At 64.3% G+C, this 24,941-nt stretch carries 18 protein-coding genes and 1 pseudogene; 10 read left to right on the forward strand and 9 right to left on the reverse strand.

All coding sequences use genetic code 11. From position 1 onward, the window contains the following. Positions 1–254 precede the first annotated feature (254 nt). A complete protein-coding gene (locus tag ACIQYU_RS13415) occupies positions 255–515 on the forward strand; it encodes a DUF1652 domain-containing protein (protein WP_207837727.1) in 261 nt (86 codons plus the stop codon). Here the strand turns inward: ACIQYU_RS13415 and ACIQYU_RS13420 are convergent. The 9 genes from ACIQYU_RS13420 to ACIQYU_RS13460 form a co-directional block, all read right to left on the reverse strand. Continuing rightward, the gene (locus ACIQYU_RS13420; RefSeq protein ID WP_207837725.1) at positions 512–2,602 is read right to left on the reverse strand and encodes a bifunctional diguanylate cyclase/phosphodiesterase; all 2,091 of its coding nucleotides are present in this window, start codon (positions 2,600–2,602) and stop codon (positions 512–514) included. The genes ACIQYU_RS13415 and ACIQYU_RS13420 overlap by 4 nt on opposite strands. Positions 2,603–2,877: 275 nt before the next feature. Next, positions 2,878–4,365 carry an efflux transporter outer membrane subunit gene (locus ACIQYU_RS13425; protein WP_207837723.1) on the reverse strand — a complete coding sequence of 496 codons (1,488 nt, stop codon included), beginning with the start codon at positions 4,363–4,365 and terminating at the stop codon, positions 2,878–2,880. After that, entirely contained in the window at positions 4,362–7,469 is a 3,108-nt protein-coding gene (locus ACIQYU_RS13430; RefSeq protein ID WP_207837721.1) for an efflux RND transporter permease subunit, read from the reverse strand. The genes ACIQYU_RS13425 and ACIQYU_RS13430 overlap by 4 nt, the downstream gene beginning before the upstream one ends. Beyond that, positions 7,466–10,564: an MdtB/MuxB family multidrug efflux RND transporter permease subunit gene (locus tag ACIQYU_RS13435; RefSeq protein ID WP_207837719.1), complete on the reverse strand. Its 3,099-nt coding sequence runs from the start codon at positions 10,562–10,564 to the stop codon at positions 7,466–7,468. Before ACIQYU_RS13435 ends, ACIQYU_RS13430 begins: the two co-directional genes overlap by 4 nt. Continuing rightward, positions 10,561–11,883: an MdtA/MuxA family multidrug efflux RND transporter periplasmic adaptor subunit gene (locus ACIQYU_RS13440; RefSeq protein WP_233694437.1), complete on the reverse strand. Its 1,323-nt coding sequence runs from the start codon at positions 11,881–11,883 to the stop codon at positions 10,561–10,563. The genes ACIQYU_RS13435 and ACIQYU_RS13440 overlap by 4 nt, the downstream gene beginning before the upstream one ends. A 343-nt stretch (positions 11,884–12,226) precedes the next feature. Then, positions 12,227–12,727 (reverse strand): thiol peroxidase, encoded by a 501-nt coding sequence (gene tpx / locus ACIQYU_RS13445; protein WP_233688276.1) that lies wholly within the window; start codon positions 12,725–12,727, stop codon positions 12,227–12,229. Between the two features lie 167 nt (positions 12,728–12,894). Continuing rightward, positions 12,895–14,175 (reverse strand): serine/threonine transporter, encoded by a 1,281-nt coding sequence (locus tag ACIQYU_RS13450; RefSeq protein ID WP_207837713.1) that lies wholly within the window; start codon positions 14,173–14,175, stop codon positions 12,895–12,897. A 351-nt stretch (positions 14,176–14,526) separates the two neighbouring features. Next, a complete protein-coding gene (locus ACIQYU_RS13455) occupies positions 14,527–15,723 on the reverse strand; it encodes an amino acid aminotransferase (RefSeq protein ID WP_063915003.1) in 1,197 nt (398 codons plus the stop codon). A gap of 225 nt (positions 15,724–15,948) precedes the next feature. Next, positions 15,949–16,974 (reverse strand): Ldh family oxidoreductase, encoded by a 1,026-nt coding sequence (locus ACIQYU_RS13460; RefSeq protein ID WP_207837711.1) that lies wholly within the window; start codon positions 16,972–16,974, stop codon positions 15,949–15,951. Positions 16,975–17,117: 143 nt separating this feature from the next. Here ACIQYU_RS13460 and ACIQYU_RS13465 point away from each other — a divergent pair, with 143 nt between their 5' ends. The 9 genes and pseudogenes from ACIQYU_RS13465 to ACIQYU_RS13505 all read left to right on the forward strand — a co-directional run bounded on the left by ACIQYU_RS13465 (position 17,118) and on the right by ACIQYU_RS13505 (position 24,871). Beyond that, positions 17,118–17,990 (forward strand): MurR/RpiR family transcriptional regulator, encoded by an 873-nt coding sequence (locus ACIQYU_RS13465; protein ID WP_233688275.1) that lies wholly within the window; start codon positions 17,118–17,120, stop codon positions 17,988–17,990. A 22-nt stretch (positions 17,991–18,012) separates the two neighbouring features. Then, a complete protein-coding gene (locus tag ACIQYU_RS13470; RefSeq protein ID WP_233688274.1) occupies positions 18,013–18,765 on the forward strand; it encodes a transporter substrate-binding domain-containing protein in 753 nt (250 codons plus the stop codon). 171 nt (positions 18,766–18,936) lie between these two features. Beyond that, entirely contained in the window at positions 18,937–19,656 is a 720-nt protein-coding gene (locus ACIQYU_RS13475; RefSeq protein ID WP_004376260.1) for an ABC transporter permease, read from the forward strand. After that, positions 19,653–20,363 carry an ABC transporter permease gene (locus ACIQYU_RS13480; protein ID WP_025338833.1) on the forward strand — a complete coding sequence of 237 codons (711 nt, stop codon included), beginning with the start codon at positions 19,653–19,655 and terminating at the stop codon, positions 20,361–20,363. Before ACIQYU_RS13475 ends, ACIQYU_RS13480 begins: the two co-directional genes overlap by 4 nt. Before the next feature lie 16 nt (positions 20,364–20,379). Beyond that, positions 20,380–21,624 (forward strand): FAD-binding oxidoreductase, encoded by a 1,245-nt coding sequence (locus ACIQYU_RS13485; protein WP_207837702.1) that lies wholly within the window; start codon positions 20,380–20,382, stop codon positions 21,622–21,624. 22 nt (positions 21,625–21,646) lie between these two features. Then, on the forward strand, positions 21,647–22,429 hold the full coding sequence (locus ACIQYU_RS13490) for an amino acid ABC transporter ATP-binding protein (protein WP_063914997.1): 783 nt from the start codon (positions 21,647–21,649) through the stop codon (positions 22,427–22,429). Positions 22,430–22,849: 420 nt separating this feature from the next. After that, positions 22,850–23,659, forward strand: a complete 810-nt coding sequence (locus ACIQYU_RS13495) for a gamma-glutamyl-gamma-aminobutyrate hydrolase family protein (RefSeq protein WP_207837762.1) — start codon at positions 22,850–22,852, stop codon at positions 23,657–23,659. Positions 23,660–23,838: 179 nt separating this feature from the next. Continuing rightward, positions 23,839–24,015: pseudogene (locus tag ACIQYU_RS13500) on the forward strand (aldehyde dehydrogenase (NADP(+))); the annotation flags it as partial. 205 nt (positions 24,016–24,220) lie between these two features. Then, positions 24,221–24,871: a DUF998 domain-containing protein gene (locus tag ACIQYU_RS13505; RefSeq protein WP_233688273.1), complete on the forward strand. Its 651-nt coding sequence runs from the start codon at positions 24,221–24,223 to the stop codon at positions 24,869–24,871. Positions 24,872–24,941 lie beyond the last annotated feature (70 nt).

The raw sequence follows: 24,941 nt of genomic DNA on the forward strand, positions 1-24,941 counted from the left end.
AATACTGAACGACAGCCTCACCAGAAAATCTAGCTACCTCCCCGGTAGCCGCTGCAATCGTGCAAGGAAAACGTTTGCCTGGCAGCCCCCGCCGGACAGCTTCCGTGACAAGGATGTGACCGCTGTCATGCATTAACACATTTGTCTTGTTTGCCGCCGAGAATCGCGCGTGGCAGGTGCTATGGTTAGTTTCCCGGCGGCCGCATCGATGTGGCCACCCACTCACCACGTCCAGGTAGGACAAGGAGGCTGGCATGAACAAGATGACGTTCCCCAACGCCTGCCAGGTGATGCGCTGGCATTTCCACCCGCTGGGCTTCGAAGCCAGCATGGATGCGCCACGCAGCATGGTTGCACGGCTGTTTGACCGCGCCACCGGTGAAACCCTGCTGGCGATTGCCGGCATCCCCTGCTCGGCGATCATGGCCGCCGCCGATGTAGAGCGCATCATCGAGGCCGTCGAGGCGGAGATGGATGCCTTCATGCCCGCCTTCACCCTGCGTGACGCGGTCTAGCCCACTGCCGTACTCTCCTGGCGCATGGCCTGCAACTTGCCCATGAACTGCTCGGCTGGCACCGGCTGGCCCAGCAGGTAGCCTTGCAACGAATCGCAGCCCAGGCGGGTCAGGAAGTCCTGCTGCTTGTCGGTCTCCACCCCTTCGGCAACGATGCGCAGGCCCAGCGCCTGGCCTAGCGCGACGATGGCTGAGACGATCGCCGCATCGTCACTGTCCTGCTCCAGCTCACGCACGAAGCCGCGGTCAATCTTCAGCTCGTTGGCTGGCAGGCGCTTGAGGTACATCAGGCTGGAATAGCCAGTACCAAAGTCATCGATGGACAAGTCCACGCCCATGTCGGACAACTGCTGCAGCACCGTGAGGCTGGCATCGGCGTCGTGCATGGCAGTGGTTTCGGTAATTTCCAGGGTCAGGCAGTTGGCCGGCAGGTTGCTCTGCTGCAGGGCCCGGGCCACGCTCTCGACCAGCCCGGCATGGCAGAACTGGATGGCCGACAGGTTCACCGCCATGCGCCAGCCCTGGTACCCCTGGTCCAGCCACTCGCGCATCTGCCGGCAGGCCTCGATGAGCACCCACTCGCCAATGGGGATGATCAGGCCGGTCTTTTCCGCCAGGCCAATGAAGCGGTCAGGCAGCAACAGGCCCTGCTGCGGGTGCTCCCAGCGCAACAAGGCCTCGGCCCCGATCGGCTGGCAGGCCTGGGCGTCGAACTTGGGCTGGTAGTGCAGGCGGAACTGACGCTGCTCGAGGGCCTGGCGCAGGTCCTGCAATAGCTGCAATTGCTGGCGGGCGTTGCTGTTCATCGACACGTCGAAGAAGCTGTAGCCATTCTTGCCGGCGCTCTTGGCGTGGTACATGGCGGCGTCGGCATTGCGCAGCAGCTCGTGCTGGTCCTGGCCATTGCCCGGGTACAGGACGATGCCCAGGCTCGCCGTCAGTTGCAGGTCATGCTCGGCCACGCGGAACGGCCGTGACACCAGGTTGACCTGCTTGACTGCCACATCCATGGCATCGTTCGGCTCACGCAGTTCCACCAGCAGCACGAATTCGTCGCCGCCGATACGCGCCAGCGTGTCCTGGCTGTGCAGGTGACCGCGCAGGCGCGCCGCCACGGCCTTGAGCAGCAGGTCACCGATGTGATGGCCAAAAGCATCATTGACCGGTTTGAAGCCATCCAGGTCGATGAACATCAAGGCAAAACAGCCGCCCTGCTCCGCCACCTTGGCGATGGCCTGCTCGATGCGGTCGGCCAGCAGGGTGCGGTTAGGCAAGTCGGTGAGCGTGTCGTGCAAGGCCAGTTGGGTCAGTTCCTGGTTAGCCAGGGTCAGCGAGCGGGCCAGCTCGGCGGTGCGCGCCTCGAGGCGGGCGTCCAGCACCGAGGTGAGCAAGGCCACTGCCAGTACGGCCAGGGTGGTGATCAACACCAGGTAGACCAGACCATCGCCTTGCAAACCGCCGCCCGCCAGTGCACCGCAGAAACTGCCCTCGGGGAAGTTCGCCGCCGCCATGCCGGTGTAGTGCATGCCGACGATCGCAAAGCCCATCACCACTGCCGCCAGGCCGCGAATCTGCCGCACATAGGGGGTGTGCGCGCGCAGGCGGAAGGCGATCCACAAGGCCGCTGCCGAGGCGCCCACGGCAATCAGCAGCGAAGCACCGAACAGCGTCGGGTCATAGTCGATGCCCGGCAGCATGCGCAGCGCGGCCATACCGGTGTAGTGCATGCAGGCGATGCCTGCGCCCATGATCAGCGCACCAAACCCCAACTGCAGTCCCGGCAGGCTCGGTTGGCTGACCAGCCACAAGGCAAAGCCCGAGGACAACACGGCAATCAGCAGCGAGAACGCGGTCAGGGCGAGGTCGTAACCCAGGTCTATGGGCAGGCTGAAAGCGAGCATGCCGATGAAGTGCATCGACCACACGCCGATGCCCATGGCCAGCGCGCCCCCCACCATCCACAGCCAGGCAGCCCGGCCTTTGGCCATGGCGATGCGGCCTGTCAGGTCAAGGGCGGTATAGGACGCCAGGATCGCTACGCACAGCGAAATCAACACCAGCGAAAAGGAGTAGCTACCGGTCAGCATTGGGAGTTCCAGCGGCGGGACGGGAGGCCCGGAAAAAGCTGACGATTGTACTCAAGCTTAAGCGAAACGCACGGGGTTTTTGCGAATGGGAAAGGATCCAAAGGGAAGACGCCATACGGCCTCGCAGAAATGCATTCTCTTTTGTGGGAGCGGCCTTGTGTCGCGACAGGGCTGCGAAGCAGCCCCAGCAATATCAGCCATTGTGTCGAGAACCTGGGGCCGCTTTGCGGCCCTTTCGCGACACAAGGCCGCTCCCACAAAGCACTGCGAATATTTCAATCCTGCTCGGCAAACGCCTGTTCCGCATCCCAACCACCGCCCAGCGCGGCAACCAGCTGCACGCTGGCCACCAGGCGCCCCTGCAGCAGGTTCAACACACTGCGCTCGTTGCTCAGCGCCGTGGTCTGCACGTTGACCACATCCAGGTAGCCGATGAGCCCGGCGCGGTACTGGTTCTCGGTCAGGCGCAACGACTCGCGGGCGGCATCCAGTGCCTCCTGGCGCACTACCGCTTCATCGCCATACACCTTCAACTGCACCAGCAGGTTTTCCACTTCCTTGAAGCCGTCGAGCACGGTCTGGCGGTACTGCGCCACGGTCTGGTCATACACCGCCACCGTGCGGTCCACCTCGGCACTGCGCTTGCCGGCGTCGAACAAGGTCAGCGCCAGCTGCGGGCCCACCGACCAGTAGCGGTTGGGCAGTTCGATCCAGTTGCTGAAGCTGCTGCTGGAATAACCGCCACTCATGCTCAGGCTCAGGTCCGGGAAATACGCCGCCCGCGACACGCCGATATTGGCGTTGGCCGCCATCACGTTGCGTTCAGCTGCAGCGATGTCCGGGCGTCGCTCCAGCAACTGCGAGGGCAAGGCCACCGGAATTTGCGGCAGCGCCGGAATGGCCTTGCTGTCAGCCAGGGCGAAGTCGGCGGGGGTCTTGCCCAGCAGCACGGCAATGGCGTTCTCGAACTGGGCGCGCTGCCAGATCAGGTCGATCAGGTCAGCCTGGGTGCTCTTGAGCTGGGTACGCGCCTGGGCCACCGCATCAGGGCCGGCGACACCGGCGCGGTACTGGTTTTCGTTCATCCGTAGCGAACGTTCATAGGCTGCCACAGTGGCTTCCAACAGCCGCTTCTGCTCGTCGATCACCCGCAACTGCAGGTAGTTCTGCACCAGTTCCGACTGCTGGCTGAGGCGGATCGAGGCCAGGTCGGCCAGGCTGGCTTCGGCACTGGCTTGGTTGGCATTGAGGGTCTCGCGCAGCTTGCCCCACAGGTCGATTTCCCAGCTGACGCCAAGCTGGGCGTTGTAGGTGTTGCGTATGCCGCTGCTGTTATTGGACAGGCTCGAGCTGGAGCTGCCGGTGCCCTGTGCCGAACGGGTCTTGCCGACGCTGAGGTCCAGGCTGGGGAACAGCGCCGCCCGGCTGCTGCGCACCAGCGCCTGGGCCTGGCGGTACTGAGCCTCCGATTGCGCCACGGTCTGGTTGCTGCGGTTGAGCTCTTCGACCAGTGCATTGAGCCCGGCATCGCCGTAGATTTCCCACCAGGCGCCGCGGGCGATGGCATCGGACGGCGTGGCCTGGGTCCAGCCTTCGGCGTGCTTGAACTGCGCCGTGCTGCTCAGCTCCGGGCGGTGGTAGTCCGGGCTCAGGGTGCAGGCGCTGAGCAAGGCGACGCACAACCCGGCGCTGAGCAGGCGCGAGCCACGCCCACGGGTCAGCGTCTGCAGGGCGCGATGAAGTGGGGTCTGGGCAAAAGTCATAGCGGGGTTTCCAGGGCGGCGTCGGTGCGCACGCCGCGCCAACGGTTGAAACGGTGACGCAGGCGGTCCAGGTACAGGTAGACCACCGGTGTCGTGTAAAGGGTGAGGATCTGGCTGAACACCAGGCCGCCAATGATGGTCAGGCCCAGCGGCTGGCGCATTTCCGCGCCTTCGGCGCGGCTCAGCAGCAGCGGCAAGGCACCGAGGATGGCCGCCAGGGTAGTCATCAGGATCGGCCGCAGGCGCAGCAGGCAGGCCCGGCGGATCGACTCTTCCGGTGTCAGGCCCTGGTGGCGCTCCAGCTGCAAGGCCAGGTCGATCATCAGAATGGCGTTTTTCTTCACCACGCCGATCAGCAGGAACAGCCCCAGCAGCGAGATCAGGCTGAACTCGCCGCCGGTGACGTACAACGCCAGCAAGGCACCGACGCCGGCCGAGGGCAATGTCGAGAGGATGGTCAGCGGGTGAATGTAGCTCTCGTAAAGGATACCCAGCACCAGGTAAACCAGCACCAGCGCGCCAAGGATCATCAGCGGCTGGCCTTCCTGGGTCTTGGCGAAGGCATCGGCAGAACCACCGAGCTTGGCGATCACTTCTTCGGGCAAGCCCAGCTTGGCCACCGCACGCTCCAGCGCCGCCATGGCCTGGTCGGGGCTGTAGCCTTCGGCGACATCGAAGGCGATGCTTTCGGCGGCGAACTGGCCTTCGTGGCTGACCCGGTCGTTGGCCAGGCTGTTCTCGTAGTGGGCGATGGTCGACAGCGGTACGCGGGCACCGTCGGCAGTAATCACCTGCACCTGCTCGAGGGTGCTCGGGTCCCAGGCGTACTTCGGGTTGATCTCCAGCACCACCTGGTACTGGTTGAGACTGTCGTAGATGGTGGAAATCTGCCGCTGGCTGTAGGCGTTGTTCAGCACCGTGGTGATCATGTCCATGTCGATGCCCAGGCGCTTGGCCTGGTCGCGGTCGACCACCAGGGTCACCTGCTGGGTGCCGGCACCGTCGCGAGCGTCGATGGCAGTCAGCTGCGGCAGTGTACGCAGCGCCGCCACCACTTTCGGGAACCATTCGCGCAACGCCGCCAGGTCGCCGCTCTGCAGGGAGTACAGGTACTGCGAAGAGGTCTGGTCACGGCCGCCGCCGCCCAGTTGCAGGTCCTGGTCGGCCATCAGGAACAGGCGCCCACCGGGTACCTTGGGCATTTCCTTGCGCAAGCGCTCGATCACCTTCTGCGCATCGATCTTGCGCTCGCTGATCGGCTTCAGGCGTACCAGCACAAAGGCATTGTTGGTCCCGCTGTTGCCACCGATGAAGCCGGCAACGCTCTGCACCGCCGGGTCGGCCAGCAAGGCACGGCGGTAGATTTCCATTTTCGGTTGCATCACGCTGAACGACAGGCCATCGTCGCCACGGATGAAGCCCATCAGCTGGCCGGTATCCTGCTGCGGCATCAACGTCTTGGGCACCACCACGTACAGGGCGATGTTGATAGCGATGGTGGCCAGCAGGCTGATCAGAGTCAGGCGCTTGTGACGCAGGGCCCAGCCCAGGCTGCGGTCATAGGCCTCGACCATGCGCTGGTGCAACTGGTCGCTCCAGCGCTGCAGGCGGGTCTGCTCGGCCTGGTGTGGTTTTAGCCAACGGGCGCACAGCATCGGCGTGAGGGTCAGCGACACCACCAGCGATACGATGATCGCTGCCGCCAGGGTGATGGAGAACTCCTGGAACAGGTTGCGCACGATGCCGCCCATGAACAGGATGGAGACGAACACCGCCACCAGCGACACGTTCATCGACAGCAAGGTGAAACCCACTTCCTTGGCCCCGAGGAAGGCCGCCTTCATCGGCGGCTGGCCGTCCTCGATGTGCCGGGAGATGTTCTCCAGCACCACGATGGCGTCGTCCACCACCAGGCCGGTGGCAAGGATCAGCGCCATCAGCGACAGGTTGTTGAGCGAGAAACCGCACAGGTACATGACCGCGAAGGTGCCCACCAGTGACACCGGCACCGCCAGGCTGGGGATCAGCGAGGCACGCAGGCTGCCGAGGAACAGATAGACCACCAGAATCACCAGCACCACGGCGATCAGCAGGGTGTGCTCGGCTTCCTTGAGGGTGGCCTTGATCACTGGCGAGCGGTCCATGGCCACGTTCAGTTGCACGCTGGCCGGCAGCAGCGACTGCAGGGCCGGCAGCTGTGCCTTGATCTGGTCGACCGTTTCGATGATGTTGGCGCCGGTCTGGCGGTTGACCACCAGCAATACCGCGCTCTGGTCATTGAAGAAGCCGCTGTTGTAGCGGTTCTCGACGCCGTCGGTGATGCTCGCCACGTCGGACAGGCGCAGGATGGTGCCGTTCTGCTGGCGGATCACCACCGGCTCGTAGTCCTTGGCGCTTTCCAGCTGGTCGTTGGCACGCACCTGCCAGCTGCGCTCGGCGTCCTCGACAAAGCCCATCGGCCGGCGCTGGTTGGCGTTGGATACCGCCGTGCGTACTTCATCCAGAGAAAGGCCGTACTGGTTGAGCAATTGCGGTTCGACGGCAATCCGCACCGCCGGCAGCGAACTGCCGCCGATCTGTACCTCGCCTACCCCCGGTACCTGGGCCAGGCTCTGCGACAGGATGGTGTCGGCCAGGTCGTACAGCTGGCCTTTCTGCAGCACGTCCGAGGTCAGCGACAGCACCATGATCGGTGCCTGCGACGGGTTGATCTTCTTGTAGGTGGGCATGCTGCGCATACCGCTGGGCAGCAGGTTGCGGGTGGCGTTGATCGCTGCCTGCACCTCGCGCGCCGCGCCGTCGATGTCGCGGCCCATCTCGAAGCCGATGATCACCCGTGTGGAGCCCTGGTTGGAGCTGCTGGTCAGCGTGGTCACGCCGGCAATGCTGCCCAGCTTGCGCTCCAGCGGAGTGGCCACGGTGGCCGCCATGACTTCCGGGCTGGCGCCGGACAGGTTGGCCGACACCACGATCACCGGGAAGTCCATCTGTGGCAGCGGTGCCACCGGCAGCAGGCCGAAGCTGACCCCGCCCAGCAGCATGATCGCCAGGCTCAACAACATGGTCGCCACCGGGCGACGGATGAAAGGACCGGACAGGTTCATGCCTCGGCCTGCTTCACGTCAGTGGCCGGGCGCCAACGGCGGGCCAGGCGGTCGAAGTACAGGTAGATGACCGGGGTGGTGAACAGCGTCAGCACCTGGCTGACCAGCAAGCCACCGACCATCACCAGGCCCAGCGGCTGGCGCAGCTCGGCGCCGGAACCAGTGGCGAGCATCAGTGGCACGGCGCCGAACAGCGCGGCCAGGGTGGTCATCAGGATCGGCCGGAAGCGCAGCAGAGCGGCCTGGTAGATGGCATCGCGCGGGCTCATGCCTTGCTGGCGCTCGGCTTCGAGGGCAAAGTCGATCATCATGATCGCGTTTTTCTTGACGATGCCGATCAACAGGATGATGCCGATGATGGCAATCATGCCCAGGTCGTTGCCGCTGATGAGCAAGGCCAGCAAGGCGCCGACCGCCGCCGACGGCAGGGTCGAAAGGATGGTCACCGGGTGGATGTAGCTCTCGTACAGCACGCCCAGCACGATGTACATGGTCACCACCGCCGCCAGGATCAGCAGCAAGGTGCTCGACAGCGATGCCTGGAAGGCCTGCGCCGCGCCCTGGAAGCGGGTCTGCACGCCCAGCGGCATGCCAATGTCCTTTTGCACCTGCTCGATCACCTGCACCGCCTCGCCCAGCGACGCGCCGTGGGCCAGGTTGAACGACAGGGTCACCGCCGGGAACTGGCCGATGTGGGAAATGGCCAGCTGGGCCTGGCGCTGCTCGATACGCGCCAGCGCCGACAGGCGCACCTGGCCACCATCGGTGGCCTTGACGTGGATCGACTCCAGCGCCTGCGGGCCGATCACCGCCGCATCCTTGGACTGCAACACCACGCGGTACTGACTGGCCTGGGTGTAGATGGTCGAGATCTGGCGCTGGCCGAAGGCATCGTACAGGGCGTTGGTGATCTGCGACACGCTGATGCCCAGGCGGCTGGCCATGTCGCGGTCGATCACCAGGTACACCTGCAGGCCCTTGTCCTGCAGGTCGCTGGCCACGTCGGCCAGTTCCGGACGCTGCTGCAGCGCCTGCACCAGCTTGCCGCTCCACTGCGCCAGCAGCTCGGCATCCGGTGACGACAGGCTGAACTGGTACTGGGTACGGCTGACCCGGTCTTCGATGCTCAGGTCCTGCACCGGCTGCATGAACAGGCGGATGCCCACCAGCCGGTCGACTTGCGGTTGCAGGCGGTCGATCACCTCGCTGGCAGTGACATTACGCTCGCCATGAGGCTTGAGGTTGATCAGCAGGCGGCCGCTGTTGAGCGTGGCGTTGTCACCATCGACGCCGATGTAGGACGACAGGCTCTGCACTGCCGGGTCCTGCAGGATCACCTTGCTCAGGGCCTGCTGGCGTTCGCTCATGGCGGCGAACGAGGTGGACTGCGGCGCTTCGGAAATGCCCTGGATCACCCCGGTGTCCTGCACCGGGAAGAAGCCCTTGGGCACCACCATGTACAGGAACACGGTGAGCGCCAGGCTGGCCACGGCCACCAGCAGCGTCAGCGGCTGGCGCTTGAGTACCCACTGCAGGGCGCTGCCGTAGTGCCTGATCAGCCAGTCGATCCAGGCGCCACTGGCGCGATAGAACCGGCCCTGTTCTTCTTCCTTGGGCTCGCGCTTGAGCAGGCGCGCGCACATCATCGGCGTCAGGGTCAGCGATACCACCAGGGAAATCAGGATGGCCACCGCCAGGGTGATGGCGAACTCACGGAACAGGCGGCCGACCACATCGGCCATGAACAGCAGCGGGATCAGTACCGCAATCAGCGAGAAGGTCAGCGAGATCAGGGTGAAGCCGATTTGCCGGGCGCCCTTGAGCGCCGCCTGCATGGGCGTCTCGCCCTCCTCGATGTGCCGGGAGATGTTCTCCAGCATCACGATGGCATCGTCGACCACGAAGCCGGTGGCGATGGTCAGGGCCATCAGCGTCAGGTTGTTGACCGAGAAGCCGGCCAGGTACATCACGCCGAAGGTGCCGATCAGCGACAACGGCACGGCGATCGAAGGAATGAGGGTGGCACTGAAGCGGCGCAGGAAGACGAAGGTGACCATCACCACCAGGGCGATGGCGATCAGTAGTTCGTGCTGCACGTCCTTGACCGCGGCGCGGATGGTCTGAGTGCGGTCGGTGAGCACCGAAACATCGAGGCCGGCCGGCAGGTTGTCGGTGATCGACGGCAGCAGGGCCTTGATGCGATCGACCACTTCGATGACGTTGGCGCCCGGCTGGCGCTGGATGTTCAGCAGCACCGCGTGGTTTTCATTGGCCCAGGCAGCCAGGCGTTCGTTTTCCGCGCCGTCGACGATTTCGGCCACGTCCTTGAGACGCAGTGGTGCGCCGTTGTTGTAGGCCAGGATCAGGTTGGCGTACTCCTCAGGGGAGCGCAGCTGGTCGTTGGCGTCGAGCATCGACACCCGGGTCGGGCCGTCGAAGTTGCCCTTGGGCTGGTTGACGTTGGAGGCGCCGATCAGGGTGCGCACGTCCTCCAGGTTCAGGCCGTTGGCGGCCAGGGCATCGACGTTGACCTTGATCCGCACCGCCTGGCGCTGGCCACCGGCAATGCTGACCATGCCCACACCGCTGATCTGCGCGAGCTTCTGTGCCACGCGGGTATCGACCAGGTCGTTGAGCTTGGGCAGCGGCATGGTCTTGCTGGAGATGGCCAGGGTCAGCACCGGGGTGTCGGCCGGGTTGACCTTGTTGTACACCGGCGGCGCTGGCAGGTCGCTGGGCAGCAGGTTGCTGGCGGCGTTGATCGCGGCCTGCACCTGTTGCTCGGCAACGTCCATGTTCATGTCGAGGTTGAAGCGCAAGGTCAGCACCGAGGCGCCGCCGGAGCTGGTCGAGGCCATCTGCTCCAGGCCCGGCATCTGGCCGAACTGGCGTTCCAGCGGCGCGGTAACGGCGCTGGTCATGACCTGCGGGCTGGCGCCGGGGTACAGGGTCATGACCCGGATGGTCGGGTAATCCACCTGCGGCAGGGCGGAAACCGGCAGCAGCTTGTAAGCGATCAGGCCGGCCAGGACGATGGCCAGCATGCTCAGCGTGGTGGCAACCGGCCGCAGGATGAACAGACGCGAGAGGTTCATGCGCCCGCCTTGCCTGCTGCGCTACCAGGCTGTGCTTCACCAGGCTGCACATCACCAGCGCGTGCCGAGCCCTTGGCTTCCTGGCCTTGCAGCTGCTGACCCGGCGTGGTCGGCACTTGCGAGCTGTCTTCGACCACTTCCACCTTGGTGCCTTCGCGCAAGCGGTCGGTGCCTTCCAGCACCAGGCGGTCGCCGGCCTTCAGGCCTTCGAGGATGACGCTGTTCTGGCCGTCGCTGGCCCCCACCTTGAGCTTTCGCACATTGACCTTGCTCTCGGCGTTGACCACATAGGCGAAGGTGCCGTCGTTACCGAACTGGATGGCCGCCGCCGGGGCCATGGTCACCTGCTTGAGGGTGTCGGCCAGCAGGCGCACGTTGACGAACTGGTTGGGGAACAGGGCCAGGTCCTTGTTCTCGAAGCGGCCCTTGAACTTGAGGGTGCCGGTGGTGGTGTCGATCTGGTTGTCGATGCTGCCCAGCACGCCGGTGGACTGCAGCTTGCTGTCACTGCGGTCCCAGGCCTCGACCGGCAGACTGGCGCCGCTACGGTAGCGCTCCAGCACGGTGCTCAGCTCGGTTTCCGGCAGGGTGAAGGCGACGCTGATCGGCTCGGTCTGGGTAATCACCACCAGCGCAGTGGTGTCGTTGGCCGCCACCAGGTTGCCCAGGTCGAGCTGGCGCAGGCCCACGCGGCCGTTGATCGGCGCGCGTATCTGGGTGAAATCGAGGTTCAGGCGGGCGTCGTTGACCTGCGCCTGGTTGGTCTTCACCAACCCCTGGAACTGCGCCACCTGCGCTTCGGCGGTGTCGAGGGTTTGCTTGGCAATGCTGTCTTCGGCGTACAGGCCTTTATAGCGGGCCAGGTCGACCTGGGCATTCTTCAGCTGCGCCTGGTTCTGCGCCAGGGTGCCTTCGGCCTGTTGCAGGGCAATGCGGTACGGGCGCGGGTCGATCTCGGCGAGCAGGTCGCCGGCCTTGACCTGCTGGCCTTCCTTGAAGTGGATCTTCACCAGCTCGCCAGCCACGCGGCTACGCACGTTGACGGTGTTGGTCGCGGTGACTGTGCCCAGGGCCTTGTAGTACAGCGGGAAGTCGCCCACCCGCACCGGCTCGACGCGCACCGGCACCGGGTCGCTGGAGCCGCCGAAGCCCGGCCGCCCGCCCATCATGCCCATGCCCTTGCCACCGCGCCCGCCACTGGCTTCTTTATGCGCAGGTGTCGCTGCCGGCCACAGCCACCAGGCCAGTGCAGCCACCAGCAGCAGGATCAGCAGGCCGACGAGCCAGCGACGAGGGGAACGGGAATTGGACGCTTGCATGGGTTGAACGAACCTTGTTCGGAATGACGACTTGGGGAGGATGAACGATAAGCACTGACATCGTTTTAGCAAAGCGCCTTTACCAGAGGTTTACCTTTGCCTGACGTTGCCAAGAGTTTGAACTTTAAATGAAAACGGCCCGGAACGTGTTCCGGGCCGTTTACAGGGTGTTGCTTGGAGCAGGTAGCGGGCTAAAAGGTTTCCGCTGCCTGTGCCGGACTCTTCGCGGGTAAACCCGCTCCCACAGGTACGGCACAGGTTTCAAAGGCTGTGATATCCCTGTGGGAGCGGGTTTACCCGCGAAGGGGCCAGAACAGTATTCAGCCGCCCTGCCCCACAACCATTACTTCAGTACGGCCAGCGCTGCTTCGTAGTTCGGCTCATCAGCGATTTCGCCAACCAGCTCGCTGTGCAGCACCTTGTCGTTTTCGTCCAGCACCACCACGGCACGGGCGGCCAGACCGGCCAGCGGGCCATCGGCAATGGCCACGCCATAGTTTTCGAGGAACTCGCGGCCACGCAGGGTCGACAGGTTCTTCACGTTGTCCAGGCCTTCGGCACCGCAGAAGCGTGCCTGGGCGAACGGCAGGTCGGCGGAGATGCACAGCACCACGGTGTTGGCCACATCGTTGGCCTGGGCGTTGAACTTGCGCACGGAAGTAGCGCAGGTCGGGGTGTCGACGCTCGGGAAGATGTTCAGCACCTTGCGCTTGCCGGCAAAGTCTTTCAGCGACTTGTCAGCCAGGCCTTCACCGACCAGGGAGAAAGCCGGCGCCTGGGCGCCGGTTTTCGGCAGTTCGCCTTTGACCTGAACCGGGTTGCCTTTGAGAGTCACTTGAGCCATGACGAAATCCTTATGCGGGGTTTGAAAAGGACACTGAGTTAAGCATGAAGGCGGTCGGGTGCCTATGGGGGCAGGTAAAATTGTTCTATTGCCGGACAATTCCTGTGGACAAAAAAATGCCCGGGTCGCGACAAGCGACCCGGGCATTCGTTATTGCAGGCGGTGTATCAGCCGAGCAGGCCGTATACCACCGAGGTCAGCGCAACCAGGCCGACTACCACCACGAACACGTTGGAGGCAGCACCGCTGTACTTGCGCATCGACGGCACGCGGCGAATGGCGTACATCGGCATCAGGAACAGCAGCACCGCGAGGATCGGGCCGCCGAGCGACTCGATCATGCCGAGGATGCTCGGGTTGAGGGTGGCGACAATCCAGCACACTACCAGCATCAGTGCAGCAACCACGCGATCCAGGGCCTTGGCACCCGGGCGAGCGCCGGCCTTGGTGATGATGCCCTTGAGGCCTTCGCTGGCGCCGATGTAGTGGCCGAGGAACGACTTGGCGATGGCCACGAAGGCAATCAGTGGCGCAGCGAACGCGATGGTCGGGTTGCTGAAGTGGTTGGCCAGGTACGACAGGATCGACAGGTTCTGCGCCTTGGCCTCGGCCAGCTGGGCGCTGCTCAGGGTGAGCACGCAGCTGAACACGAAGAACAGCACCATCACCACCATCAGCAGGTGGGCACGGCGCAGGATCTGGCCGCTACGCTCATCGGCATGCTCGCCGTAGCGGCGCTTCTGGTCGACGGCAAAGGCGGAGATGATCGGCGAGTGGTTGAACGAGAACACCATCACCGGAATCGCCAGCCACAGGGTGTGCAGGAAAGCCGAGGCCGGCGGCACCTGGGCGGCGCTGTCGAGAATGCCACCGGTCCAGTGTGGCACCAGGTAAAGGCCCAGCAACGCCAGGGCAACGATGAACGGGTAGACCAGCAGGCTCATGACCTTGACCGTGGCCTGCTCCCCGCAGCGCACGATGGCCAGCAGGCCGAGGATCAGCACGAACGACAGGATGGCCCGTGGCGGCGGCTGCATGTGCAACTGGTGCTCCAGGAAGCTGGACACGGTGTTGGTCAGCGCCACGCTATAGATAAGCAGGATCGGGAAGATCGCGAAGAAGTACAGCACCGTGATCGAGGCGCCGGCGGTGATGCCGAAGTGCTCCTTGACCACTTCGGTGATATCGCCGCCATCGCGCCCGGAAAGGACGAAACGGGTCAGCCCGCGGTGAGCGAAATAGGTCATTGGGAAGGCCAATATGGCCAGGATCAGCAGCGGCCAGAAGCCGCCGAGGCCGGCGTTGATCGGCAGGAACAGGGTTCCGGCGCCGATCGCTGTGCCGAACAGGCCCAGCATCCAGGTGGTGTCGTGACGCGACCAGCTGCCGAGGGTGGCGGGGGTCGATTCTGCAAAGCGTTGTTCAACGCTTGGGGCCTGCTCATTCATTCCGGGTGAAGCTCCACTCGCAAGACTGCAACAGGCTGAGAATGGCGAAATAGACGTTTCGCCCAACTCAACCGAAAAAGGGAGCGCGATTGTGCACGGAAAGGTTGCACTTGCGAAGCCCTTTTCCGAGGAGCGGTTGCACTTGTCTTTACAAGCGGGTTATGCCGGTGGACTGCAGGGGGGATTTGGGAGGTGTGGGAGCGGCCTTGTGTCGCGAAAGGGCCGCAAAGCGGCCCCGGCAATATTCGCGGCGAAGCTGCAAACGCCGGGGGCGCTGCGCCCCCCCTTTCGCGACACAAGGCCGCTCCCACAAAGGCCACACTGCCACAAAGGCCGCGGCCCCGTGCGGCGTTACTTCTGGACGGCGGCGAACGCTTCGGCAACCCGTTGCAGGTTGGCCGGGCGCAGGCCGGACATGCATACGCGGCCGCTGTCGATCAGGTACACGCCGAACTCGTCACGCAGGCGACGCACTTGCTCGACGCTGAAGCCGGTGTAGCTGAACATGCCGCGCTGGCGCAGGAAGAACTGGAAGTCCTGGCCCGGCAGCAGCACGGCCAGGGCATCGACCAGCGCCTGGCGCATGTCGAGGATACGCTTGCGCATCACTTCGACTTCCTCGGCCCACTGGGCATTGAGGGCGGCATCGCTCAGCACGCCAGCGACCAGCTGGGCGCCGAAGTTGGGCGGGCTGGAGTAGTTGCGGCGCACGGTAGCCTTGAGCTGGCCGAGCACGCTCTGGGCAGTGGCATCATCGTCACAGACCACCGACAGGCCACCGACCCGCTCGCCGTACAGCGAGAAGATCTTCGAGAACGAGTTGCTGACCAGGCACGGCACACCGGCGCGGGCCATTTCGCGGATGGCGTAGGCGTCTTCCACCAGGCCTTCGGCAAAGCCCTGGTAGGCGATGTCGAGGAACGGGATCAGTTGGCGTGCCTTGACCACTTCAACCACTTGTTGCCACTGGTGCTGTTCCAGGTCGGCACCGGTAGGGTTGTGGCAGCACGGGTGCAGCAGCACCACGCTGTTGGCCGGCAGGGTCTGCAGGGTGGCCAGCATGCCATCGAAGTCCACGCCACGGGTGGCCTGGTCGAAGTACGGGTAGGTGTGCACCTTGAAACCGGCGCCTTCGAAGATGGCGCGGTGGTTGTCCCAGGTCGGATTGCTGACCCAGACTTCGGACTGCGGGAAGTAGCGCTTGAGGAAGTCGGCACCGACTTTCAGGGCGCCGGAGCCACCCACGGTCTGCACGGTGGCCACGCGCCCGCCGGTCACGGCCGGGTGATCGGCACCGAACAGCAGCGCCTGGATCGCCTGGCGGTAGCTGGCCAGGCCTTCCATCGGCAGGTACAGCGAGGCTTCGTGGTCCTGGCCGGCGATGCGTTTTTCCACCGCATCCACAGCCGCCAGTTGCGGCACCACGCCGGCCTCATCGTAGTACAGGCCGATACTCAGGTTGACCTTGTCGGCGCGCGGGTCGGCCTTGAAGGTTTCCATCAACGAGAGGATCGGGTCGCCGGCATAGGCATCGACATGTTTGAACACAGCGTGCAGCTCCTTGGATCAGGACAGTTCGAAAATGCAGCCCTGAGCATACCCGGAGTGCGGGCTCAGGAACATCAACTATTGTGCAAGGTTGTCTATGCAACATTGCATGGCTGAGGATTGGTGCTGGATTCTTCGCGGGTAAACCCGCTGCCACAGGTCATGCACAATTTTCAAAACCTGTGATAACCCTGTGGGAGCGGGTTTACCCGCGAATGGTTCGGGTCAGCCAAGCAGCTCTTTCAGGCCTTGCAACTCCTGCTCGGTCACCGCCACCCCCTCCTCCTCGGCCACCTCGCGCTCGCGATAACGCCGCTCGCCGGGCATGCGCGTAAGCCCCACCGCCTGCATCTGCTCGACCAGTTCGCGGCTGCGCTGGGCAAACCGCTCGCCCTCGGCCTTGCTCGGGTCGATGACGATGATTAACTGCCCGGTCCACGGCGTCTTCGCCCCCGGGTGCCCCGACCAGTCGAACTCCCAGGAGAAATGCCCGCCGGTCAGCGCCGCCGCCAGCAATTCGACCATCATCGACAGGGCCGAGCCCTTGTGCCCGCCAAATGGCAGCAAGGCGCCGCCTTCCAGAATCGCCTTGGGGTCGGTGGTCGGCTCACCATTGGCATCCACCCCCATGCCCTCCGGCAATTGCTGGCCAGCGCGCGCGGCAATCTGCACGTCGCCATGGGCCATGGCGCTGGTGGCCATGTCGAAGACGATCGGGTCATGTTCCGCGCAGGGTGCGGCAAAGGCGATGGGGTTGGTGCCGAACAGCGGCTTGCGGGCACCGTGCGGCACCACGCAGGTCATGCTGTTGACCACGCTCAGGGCTACCAGGCCTTCGTCGGCGAATGGCTCCACATCCGGCCACAGCGCAGCGAAGTGGTGCGAGTTGTGGATCGCCAGCACGGCGATGCCAGCGTTACGCGCCTTCGCCACCAGAAGTTCACGGGCCGCCGCCAGCGCCGGCTGGGCGAAGCCGCCTGCGGCATCGACGCGAACATAACCGGGCGCCACATCGCTGACCTTCGGCGCGGCCTGGCCATCGACCCAACCGCTGGCCAGGGTCGAGACATAGCCGGGCATGCGGAACACCCCATGGCTATGGGCACCATCGCGCTGGGCGCTGGCACAGTTGTGGGCCAGCACCCGGGCCACGCTTTCGCTGCAGCCATGGCGCTGGAAGATGCTCTGCAACAAGCCCTGCAGCTCGGTAAAAGGCACACGCACGACGGTGCTGGTGGAAGGTGCGGACATCTGAAGCTCCTTGTTGGAATTGGAATGGCTACAGCGTTGCAACGACAAAAACTTTCCTGCATGTGACAGCTATCTGTCAAATGTTGACTTGATGACAGAAAACAGCCATTTTCTTTCGCAAGCCTGACCCCTGGAGCCGCAGCATGAGCCAACCGATCAAGCAACGCCTGGAAAACAGCCTGGAAGGGGCCGCTGCTTCGGGCCGCAAGATCGCCAGCTACATGCTTGCCAACCTCCATGAACTGCCGTTCCAGACTTCGGCCAGCATTGCCGTCAAGCTGGGCGTCAGCGAATCCAGCGTCGGCCGTTTCTGCCGCTCCTTGGGTTATGCCCACCTCAAGGCGTTGAAGCAAGACCTGCAGAACGACCTGGGCGATGGCCCGTGGTTAGTGGGTGACCGCCTGCAAGATTACCGCCAGAACCAGGACGCCAGCGACAACGCCGGCAGCCTGGAGCTGGAAATCGCCGCCCTGGTGCGCGTGCACGAGTATCGCCAGAGCAGTGCCTGGCATAGCGTTGCGCAACGCCTGGCGAGCAAGCGCCGGGTGTTCATCGCCGGTTTCCAGACCGAGCGCGGCATCGCCATGTGCATGAGCCACCTGCTGCAGTACCTGCGCGACGGCGTGCAACTGGTCGATATCAGTGCCGGGCACTTTGGCGAAGTGTTGCTGGGGCGCGCCGAAGACAGCGCCCTGGTGGTGTTCGAAGCCCGCCGTTATTCCCGCCATGCCCTGCTGTTGTGCCAGAAGGCGCGCGAGGCTGGCATTGCGGTCACCCTGGTGACCGACCCCTTCTGTGACTGGGCCGATGCCAACGCCGACGAGGTGTTCCGCATCCCCACCGAGTTCAACCTGTTCTGGGAGTCCACCTCGACCATGCTGTCGTGGGTGCACCTGATGGTCAACGAGGTCTGCAAGAAGCTCGGGCCGGATGTTGAAAAACGCTTGGAAGCAACTGCCGCTCTACATAACGAATTCGTCGGCTACACCTCGTGGTCGACGGGAAAACAACAATAGCAAGAGTGCAATGAGGTGCGAGATGAACAAGACCATGGCCTTGGTGGGTGCGTGCGCCCTGCTGCTGTCGGGTGCCGCCAGTGCCGAAACCCTGCGCTTCGCCACCGAGGGCGCCTACCCGCCCTTCAACTACGTCGACGCCAATAACCAGTTGCACGGCTTCGACGTCGACATCACCCATGCCCTGTGCGAGCAGATGAAAGTCGAGTGCACACTGGTGGCCCAGGACTGGGAAGGCATTATCCCGGCGCTGATGGCACGCAAGTACGATGCAGTGGTCGCGTCGATGATCAATACCGAAGAACGGCGCAAGAAAATCGCCTTCACCGACCACTACTACCGCACCCCGCTGACCGTTGCCGTAGCCAAGGACAGCAAGATCAACGACGCCCAGACCAACTTCGACGGCTACACCGTTGGCGCTCAGTCGTCGTCCACCCAGGCCATCTACGCCGAAGACGTTTACGCCAAGGCCGGTGCCGACGTGAAACTGTACCCGACCATGGACGAAGCCAACGCCGACCTGGCCGCGGGCCGCCTGGATGGCGTGATTGCCGACAAATTCCCGCTGCACGAGTGGATGACCAAGAACGGCGGGGACTGCTGCAAGATCCTCGGCGACGTGGCCGACACCAAGGCCGATGCTGCCATTGCCGTGCGCAAGGACGACGAAGCCCTGCGCCAGCGCCTGAACGTTGCGCTGCAACAGATCGTGGCCAACGGCACCTACCAGAAGATCGCCAGCAAGTATTTTGCTTTCGATATCTACAACTGATCTTCAGGAAACTGCGCAATTTCTGTAGGAGCGGCCTTGTGTCGCGACAGGGCCGCAAGGCGGCCCCGGCAATCCCTGCTGCGGCATAGATCCTGGGGCTGCTCCGCAGCCCTTTCGCGACACAAGGCCGCTCCTACAAAGAGTCCGCGTTGCCCATCCTAGGGGTTTGTCATGCTCGATCAATTGTCCTTGCTGTCCTTCGCCAGCGGAGGCTGGGGCCAGGCGCTGCTGGCCGGCGCGCTGGTCACCGTTTCCCTGGCCCTGGCCTGCCTGCCCATCGGCCTGCCACTGGGTCTGGTGGTCGCCCTTGCCGCACGCTCGCGCAAGCGCTTGCCGCGGGCCTGGGCCACCACCTTCTCCACCGTGTTCCGCGGCCTGCCCGAACTGCTGACACTGCTGATCATCTATTACGGCTGCCAGATCGCCGCGCAGAAGATCCTCGCGGCCATGGGCTACCAGGGCGAGTTCCTGATCAATACCTTCCTCGCCGCGATGATCGCCTTCAGCCTGGTGTTCGCCGCGTTCTCCAGCGAAATCTGGCTGGCAGCCTTCAAGACCCTGCCCAAGGGCCAGCTGGAAGCCTGCTCGGCGCTGGGCCTGAGCAAGCGCACCGGCTTCTTCAAGGTGCTGCTGCCGCAACTGACCCGCATCGCCCTGCCCGGCCTGTCCAACAACTGGCTGTCGCTGCTCAAGGACACCTCGCTGGTATCCACCATCTCGCTGGTCGACCTGATGCGCCAGACCAACCTGGCGGTCAGCGTGACCAAGGAGCCGATGTTCTTCTATGGCGTCGCCTGCCTGGGCTACCTGCTGTTCGCCGCCATTTCCGGGCGTGTGTTCGCCTTCATCGAACGGCGCAGCAACCGCCACCTGCAAGGAGCACGCGCATGAGCTTCGAACAACTGCTGGCGCTGGTCCTCGACCCCGACCTGCTGGACCGCTATGGCCCGCGCTTCCTCGATGGCCTGCTGGTAACCGCCAAACTGGTGGCGATTTCCTTCAGCCTGGGTGCCGTGCTCGGCCTGTTGCTGGCCCTGGCGCGCATGTCGCGCAGCCTGCTGCTGCAGCGCATGGCCGCCGGCTACGTGTACTTCTTCCGCGGCTCGCCGCTGCTGGCCCAGCTGTTCCTGCTGTATTACGGCCTGGGTTCGCTCAAGGGCTTCTGGCAGGACGTCGGCCTGTGGTGGTTCTTCCGCGAAGCGTGGTTCTGCACCCTGCTGGCGTTCACCCTGAACACCGCCGCCTACCAGGCCGAGATCTTCCGCGGCAGCCTGATGGCCGTCGCCCCCGGCCAGCATGAGGCGGCGCGGGCGTTGAACCTGAAGCGCTCGACCACCTTCTTCAAGGTGATCCTGCCACAGTCGCTGCTGGTGGCCATCGGCCCGCTGGGCAACGAACTGATCCTGATGATCAAGGCCAGCGCGATCGCCTCGCTGGTGACCATCTACGACCTGATGGGCGTAACCAAACTGGCCTTCTCGCGCAGTTTCGACTTCCAGATCTACCTGTGGGCCGCTGTGCTCTACCTGCTGATTGTCGAACTGGTGCGGCGCCTGCTGAAACACCTGGAAGCCCGCCTGGGCCGCCACCTGAACTGACCGAAGGATACGTTCCATGCATTGCCAGACCCTTGTCCTCGGCGCCGGCATCGTCGGCGTCAGCACCGCGCTGCACCTGCAGGCCCGCGGGCGCCAGGTGATCCTGATCGACCGCGACGAACCGGGCAGCGGCACCAGCCACGGCAACGCCGGGCTGATCGAGCGTTCCAGCGTGATCCCCTATGCCTTCCCCCGGCAACTGGGCGCGCTGCTGCGCTACGGCCTGAACCGTCAGCCCGATGTGCGCTACAGCCTGCTGCACCTGCCCAAGGCCGCCCCCTGGCTGTGGCGCTATTGGCGCCAGTCGGCCCCCGGGCGCCTGGCCGGGGCCGCTGCCGACATGCTGCCGCTGGTGCAGCGCTGCGTCGAAGAACACGACGCCCTGATCGCTGCCGCTGGCCTGGAAGCGCTGGTGCAGGCCAAAGGCTGGATCGAAGTGTTCCGCGACCCGGCGCTGTTCGAGCAGGCCAAGGCCGACGCCAAGGGCCTGAGCCGATATGGCCTGCAGTTCGAAATCCTCGAATGCGGGCAGTTGCAGGCCCGCGAACATCAGCTGGACGCCAGCGTGGTCGGTGGCATCCACTGGCTCGACCCCAAGACCGTGAACAACCCCGGCGCCCTCACCCGTGGCTACGCCACCCTGTTCATGCAACGCGGCGGGCAGTTCCTGCATGGCGATGCGCGCAGCCTGCGCCAGGTCGACGGCCAATGGCAGGTAGACAGCCGCCGCGGCCCGATCACCGCCAACGAGGTGGTGGCCTGCCTCGGCCCGCAATCGGCCGACCTGTTCAGCGGCCTGGGCTACCAGATCCCGCTGGCGATCAAGCGTGGCTACCACATGCACTACAGCACCCGTGACGGCGCGCAACTGGAGCATTCCATCTGCGACACCCAGGGCGGCTACGTGCTGGCACCAATGGCCCGTGGCGTGCGCCTGACCACCGGCATCGAGTTCGACGCCAGCAGCGCGCCGGGCAACCAGATCCAGCTGGGCCGTTGCGAAGCCCTGGCGCGCAAGCTGTTCCCGGCCCTGGGCGAGCGTCTGGACGATACCCCCTGGCTGGGCCGTCGCCCATGCCTGCCGGACATGCGCCCGGTGATTGGCCCGGCGCCGCGCCACCCGGGGCTGTGGTTCAACTTCGGCCACGCCCACCACGGCCTCACCCTTGGCCCGGTCAGCGGCCGGCTGGTGGCCGAGCTGGTCACCGGCGAACGCCCCTTCACCGACCCCGCGCCCTACAGCGCGACCCGATTCGACTGACCCCCTGCGGGAGAACAACAAGATGACCGCACCATTGAGCCTTGCCACCCTTGCCCCCGAACCCGACCCGCGCCCGGTGCTGATCCGCATCGAAGGCCTGAACAAGCACTACGGCGCCTTCCACGTGCTGCGTGACATCGACCTACAGGTGCGCGAAGGCGAACGCATCGTGCTGTGCGGGCCGTCCGGCTCGGGCAAGTCGACCCTGATCCGCTGCATCAACCGCCTGGAAGTGGCCCAGCAGGGCAGCATCAAGGTGGATGGCATCGACCTGGCGGCCACCACCCGCGAAGCGGCGCAGGTGCGCAGCGACATCGGCATGGTGTTCCAGCACTTCAACCTGTTCCCGCACATGAGCGTGCTGGACAACTGCCTGCTGGCCCCCACCAGCGTGCGCGGGTTGTCGCGCAAGGACGCCGAAGAGCGGGCGCGCATGTACCTGAAGAAGGTTGGTATCGAAAGCCAGGCACACAAATACCCCAGCCAGTTGTCTGGCGGCCAGCAGCAGCGCGTGGCGATTGCCCGCGCGCTGTGCATGAAGCCGCGGATCATGCTGTTTGACGAGCCTACTTCGGCGCTGGACCCGGAGATGGTCGCCGAAGTGCTGGATGTGCTGGTGCAACTGGCCGGCACCGGCATGACCATGCTCTGCGTCACCCATGAAATGGGTTTTGCCCGGCAGGTGGCCGAGCGGGTGCTGTTCCTGGAAGGCGGGCAGATCATCGAAGACAGCCCGCCGCAGGTGTTCTTCAACCAGCCGCGTACCGAGCGTGCCAAGGGGTTCCTGGCGCAGATACTGCACTGACACCTGTACCGGCCTCTTCGCGGGCTCGCCCGCTCCCACAGGATCACCTCGGCCTTCGGGACCTGTGGTGAACCTGTGGGAGCGGGCGAGCCCGCGAAGAGGCCGGTACAGGCGACACCTTCATTGCACCGCTGCAAAGACCCAACTGCATCGTTAAATATTATTGACCACAACCCCCGCCAAACCCACGCCGCAGCAGGCCCGCATCAGTTTCAGCCCCCCAAAACCGGCGCATTCCCCACCCCAAAGCCCTCCCCGGTCGTTTGACATATCGAACGGCTCTGGCAAGCTATCTACAAGCCCCGACCGGAATCGTCGCCTCCGACGAGCCGGCAGTGCTCGGGGCTACAGGTTGCACCCAGGGCCCCGCGCCGTGCACCTGCACAACAACGACAGGCCGAACCTGTCCCAAGGTGACATATGTCCAACAGCAACATTGGCAACAAGCAACCCTCCCTGCGCAAACCCGTCGTCCTGATGACCATGGGCAGCCAAGAGCGCAAAGGCCATGACTACCAGGTCATGACCCACAAATACATCACCCCGCTGGTCGAGTTTTCCGATTGCGTCCCGGTGCTGGTGCCCACCTGCTGCGGCATCGAGGACCTCGAGACCTATCTGGACATGGCCGACGGCGTGTACCTGACCGGCGCCGGCAGCAACATCGACCCGGCCCTGTACGGCCAGGAGAACGAGACCCCCGGCAAAGGCCAGGACAAGAACCGCGACCTGTTCGACATCCCGCTGGTCAAGGCGGCGATCAAGCGTGGCCTGCCAATCTTCGGCATCTGCCGTGGCATGCAGGAAATCAACGTGGCCCTGGGTGGCGACATCTACCAGAAGGTGTACGCCGAGCCTGGCTTCAACGACCACCGGGAAAACCCGGAAGACCCGGTCGAGGTGCAATACGCCCAGGTGCACGGCGTGAAGATCAAGCCGGACAGCTGGTTGCGTGACACCCTGGGTACCGACGAGATTCGCGTCAACTCGCTGCATGGCCAGGGCCTGCACAAGCTCGGCGCCGGCATCGAGGCCATCGCCCATGCCGAAGACGGCCTGGTCGAGGCGATCCATGCCCCGAGCATTTCGCCGTTCCTGTTCGCCGTGCAGTGGCACCCGGAGTGGCAAGCGGCGAAGAACCCGGATTCGGTCAAGATCTTCCAGGCTTTCGGCGACGCTTGCCGCGCCCAGGTACGCAAGGCGCAGATCAAGCGCCAGCATGCTGCCTGAGCTTCAGTTTCCTCTGCTTTGATCGCGGGGCGGCGCAAGGCCGCCCCCGTTTTCCCCGGTCACCCTCTGCTGGTCCCAGAACACTTCCCGTGGAAACGGGCGGCGGGCTTGTGCCTGTCTCCGCGATCGTTTTTTCCTACCCCACCAAGAGATACGATGACTGATCGCAGCAAGTCTGCCCGACCGGTGTCGAGGTGTGTGATGCGATGGTGCACGCTGGACCTTACCCGGCCACCTCGGATGCACGCGGCACGTCGGTCGGCACCCTGGCCATCGACCGCTTCCTGCGCCCGGCGTGCTACCAGAACTACCCGCAGGCGCTGTTGCCCGAGGCACTGCGTGACGGCGCGATCTGACTGATTGCCTGAAACAGCAAAGCCCCGCGCATGGCGAGGCTTTCTTTTGGCTGTACCGACGTCGCCGGGGCGATACGCAATGCGGTATTTGTAGGTGTCCGCAGACGACTCCCCAGCACTGAAAAAACACTGGAAATACTGGCCCCACGCAGGCGCAAGCCTGTACTGTGCGGTTTCACGCTCATCCATGGAAGGAAACCACAGCATGAAACCCCTCGAACGCCTGTTGCTCTCCAGCGGCCTGCTGATCCCACTTTGGCTGCTGGCAGGCGTATGGTTCACCGCCCAAGCCTACCCCGGCTACAACCACCTGCAACAGGCCATGAGCCAGCTCGGCGCCGTCGGTTCGCCGACCCAGAATTGGTCGCCGCTGGTCAATAACTTCCCCCTCGCCATACTGTTTGCGCTGTTTGCCTGGGGCCTGGCACGACGTTGGCGTGGCTCGAAGCTGGCGTTGCTGAGTGCGGCGTTGGTGCTGCTGCATGGCCTGGGCAGCCTGGGCACCGGCTGGTTTCCCTGCGACCAAGGTTGCGCACCGGCACAGCCTTCCCGGTCACAACAACTGCACAACCTGTCCGGCCTGCTGATGTTCTTCTCGCTTACCCTGGCCAGTGCCCTGTGGGCCTGGCTGGGCAATCGCATTGCCGGGTCCAGGGCACTGGCGCTGTTTTCCCTGACCTGCGTGGTACTGGCGATCATCACCGTCGCGCTCATGGGCCACGCCGCACAAAACGGCCAGTTGTTCGGCCTGTACCAGCGCCTGAACTACGGTGTATCGGTGATCTGGGTCGCCAGCCTGGCCTGGACCAGCCTGCGCACACCCGTCTCCAGCCCGTTGCCCATGGCCACAACCTGACGGCAAATTGCTGGCCCCCAGCGTCTTCAAGCGAAGGCAAACTTCGTTTTCCTTCAGATGCTTAGGACAG

It is taken from the genome of Pseudomonas sp. NPDC096925, assembly GCF_044762545.1.
Taxonomy (GTDB): Bacteria; Pseudomonadota; Gammaproteobacteria; order Pseudomonadales; family Pseudomonadaceae; genus Aquipseudomonas.

Bases quoted from the DNA above. Each gene is read 5' to 3' on its own strand.
- ACIQYU_RS13415 (WP_207837727.1), top strand. From the start codon at position 255: ATGAACAAGATGACGTTCCCCAACGCCTGCCAGGTGATGCGCTGGCAT.
- ACIQYU_RS13420 (WP_207837725.1), bottom strand. From the start codon at position 2,602: ATGCTGACCGGTAGCTACTCCTTTTCGCTGGTGTTGATTTCGCTGTGC.
- ACIQYU_RS13425 (WP_207837723.1), bottom strand. From the start codon at position 4,365: ATGACTTTTGCCCAGACCCCACTTCATCGCGCCCTGCAGACGCTGACC.
- ACIQYU_RS13430 (WP_207837721.1), bottom strand. From the start codon at position 7,469: ATGAACCTGTCCGGTCCTTTCATCCGTCGCCCGGTGGCGACCATGTTG.
- ACIQYU_RS13435 (WP_207837719.1), bottom strand. From the start codon at position 10,564: ATGAACCTCTCGCGTCTGTTCATCCTGCGGCCGGTTGCCACCACGCTG.
- ACIQYU_RS13440 (WP_233694437.1), bottom strand. From the start codon at position 11,883: ATGCAAGCGTCCAATTCCCGTTCCCCTCGTCGCTGGCTCGTCGGCCTG.
- tpx (WP_233688276.1), bottom strand. From the start codon at position 12,727: ATGGCTCAAGTGACTCTCAAAGGCAACCCGGTTCAGGTCAAAGGCGAA.
- ACIQYU_RS13450 (WP_207837713.1), bottom strand. From the start codon at position 14,175: ATGAATGAGCAGGCCCCAAGCGTTGAACAACGCTTTGCAGAATCGACC.
- ACIQYU_RS13460 (WP_207837711.1), bottom strand. From the start codon at position 16,974: ATGTCCGCACCTTCCACCAGCACCGTCGTGCGTGTGCCTTTTACCGAG.
- ACIQYU_RS13465 (WP_233688275.1), top strand. From the start codon at position 17,118: ATGAGCCAACCGATCAAGCAACGCCTGGAAAACAGCCTGGAAGGGGCC.
- ACIQYU_RS13470 (WP_233688274.1), top strand. From the start codon at position 18,013: ATGAACAAGACCATGGCCTTGGTGGGTGCGTGCGCCCTGCTGCTGTCG.
- ACIQYU_RS13475 (WP_004376260.1), top strand. From the start codon at position 18,937: ATGCTCGATCAATTGTCCTTGCTGTCCTTCGCCAGCGGAGGCTGGGGC.
- ACIQYU_RS13480 (WP_025338833.1), top strand. From the start codon at position 19,653: ATGAGCTTCGAACAACTGCTGGCGCTGGTCCTCGACCCCGACCTGCTG.
- ACIQYU_RS13485 (WP_207837702.1), top strand. From the start codon at position 20,380: ATGCATTGCCAGACCCTTGTCCTCGGCGCCGGCATCGTCGGCGTCAGC.
- ACIQYU_RS13490 (WP_063914997.1), top strand. From the start codon at position 21,647: ATGACCGCACCATTGAGCCTTGCCACCCTTGCCCCCGAACCCGACCCG.
- ACIQYU_RS13495 (WP_207837762.1), top strand. From the start codon at position 22,850: ATGTCCAACAGCAACATTGGCAACAAGCAACCCTCCCTGCGCAAACCC.
- ACIQYU_RS13505 (WP_233688273.1), top strand. From the start codon at position 24,221: ATGAAACCCCTCGAACGCCTGTTGCTCTCCAGCGGCCTGCTGATCCCA.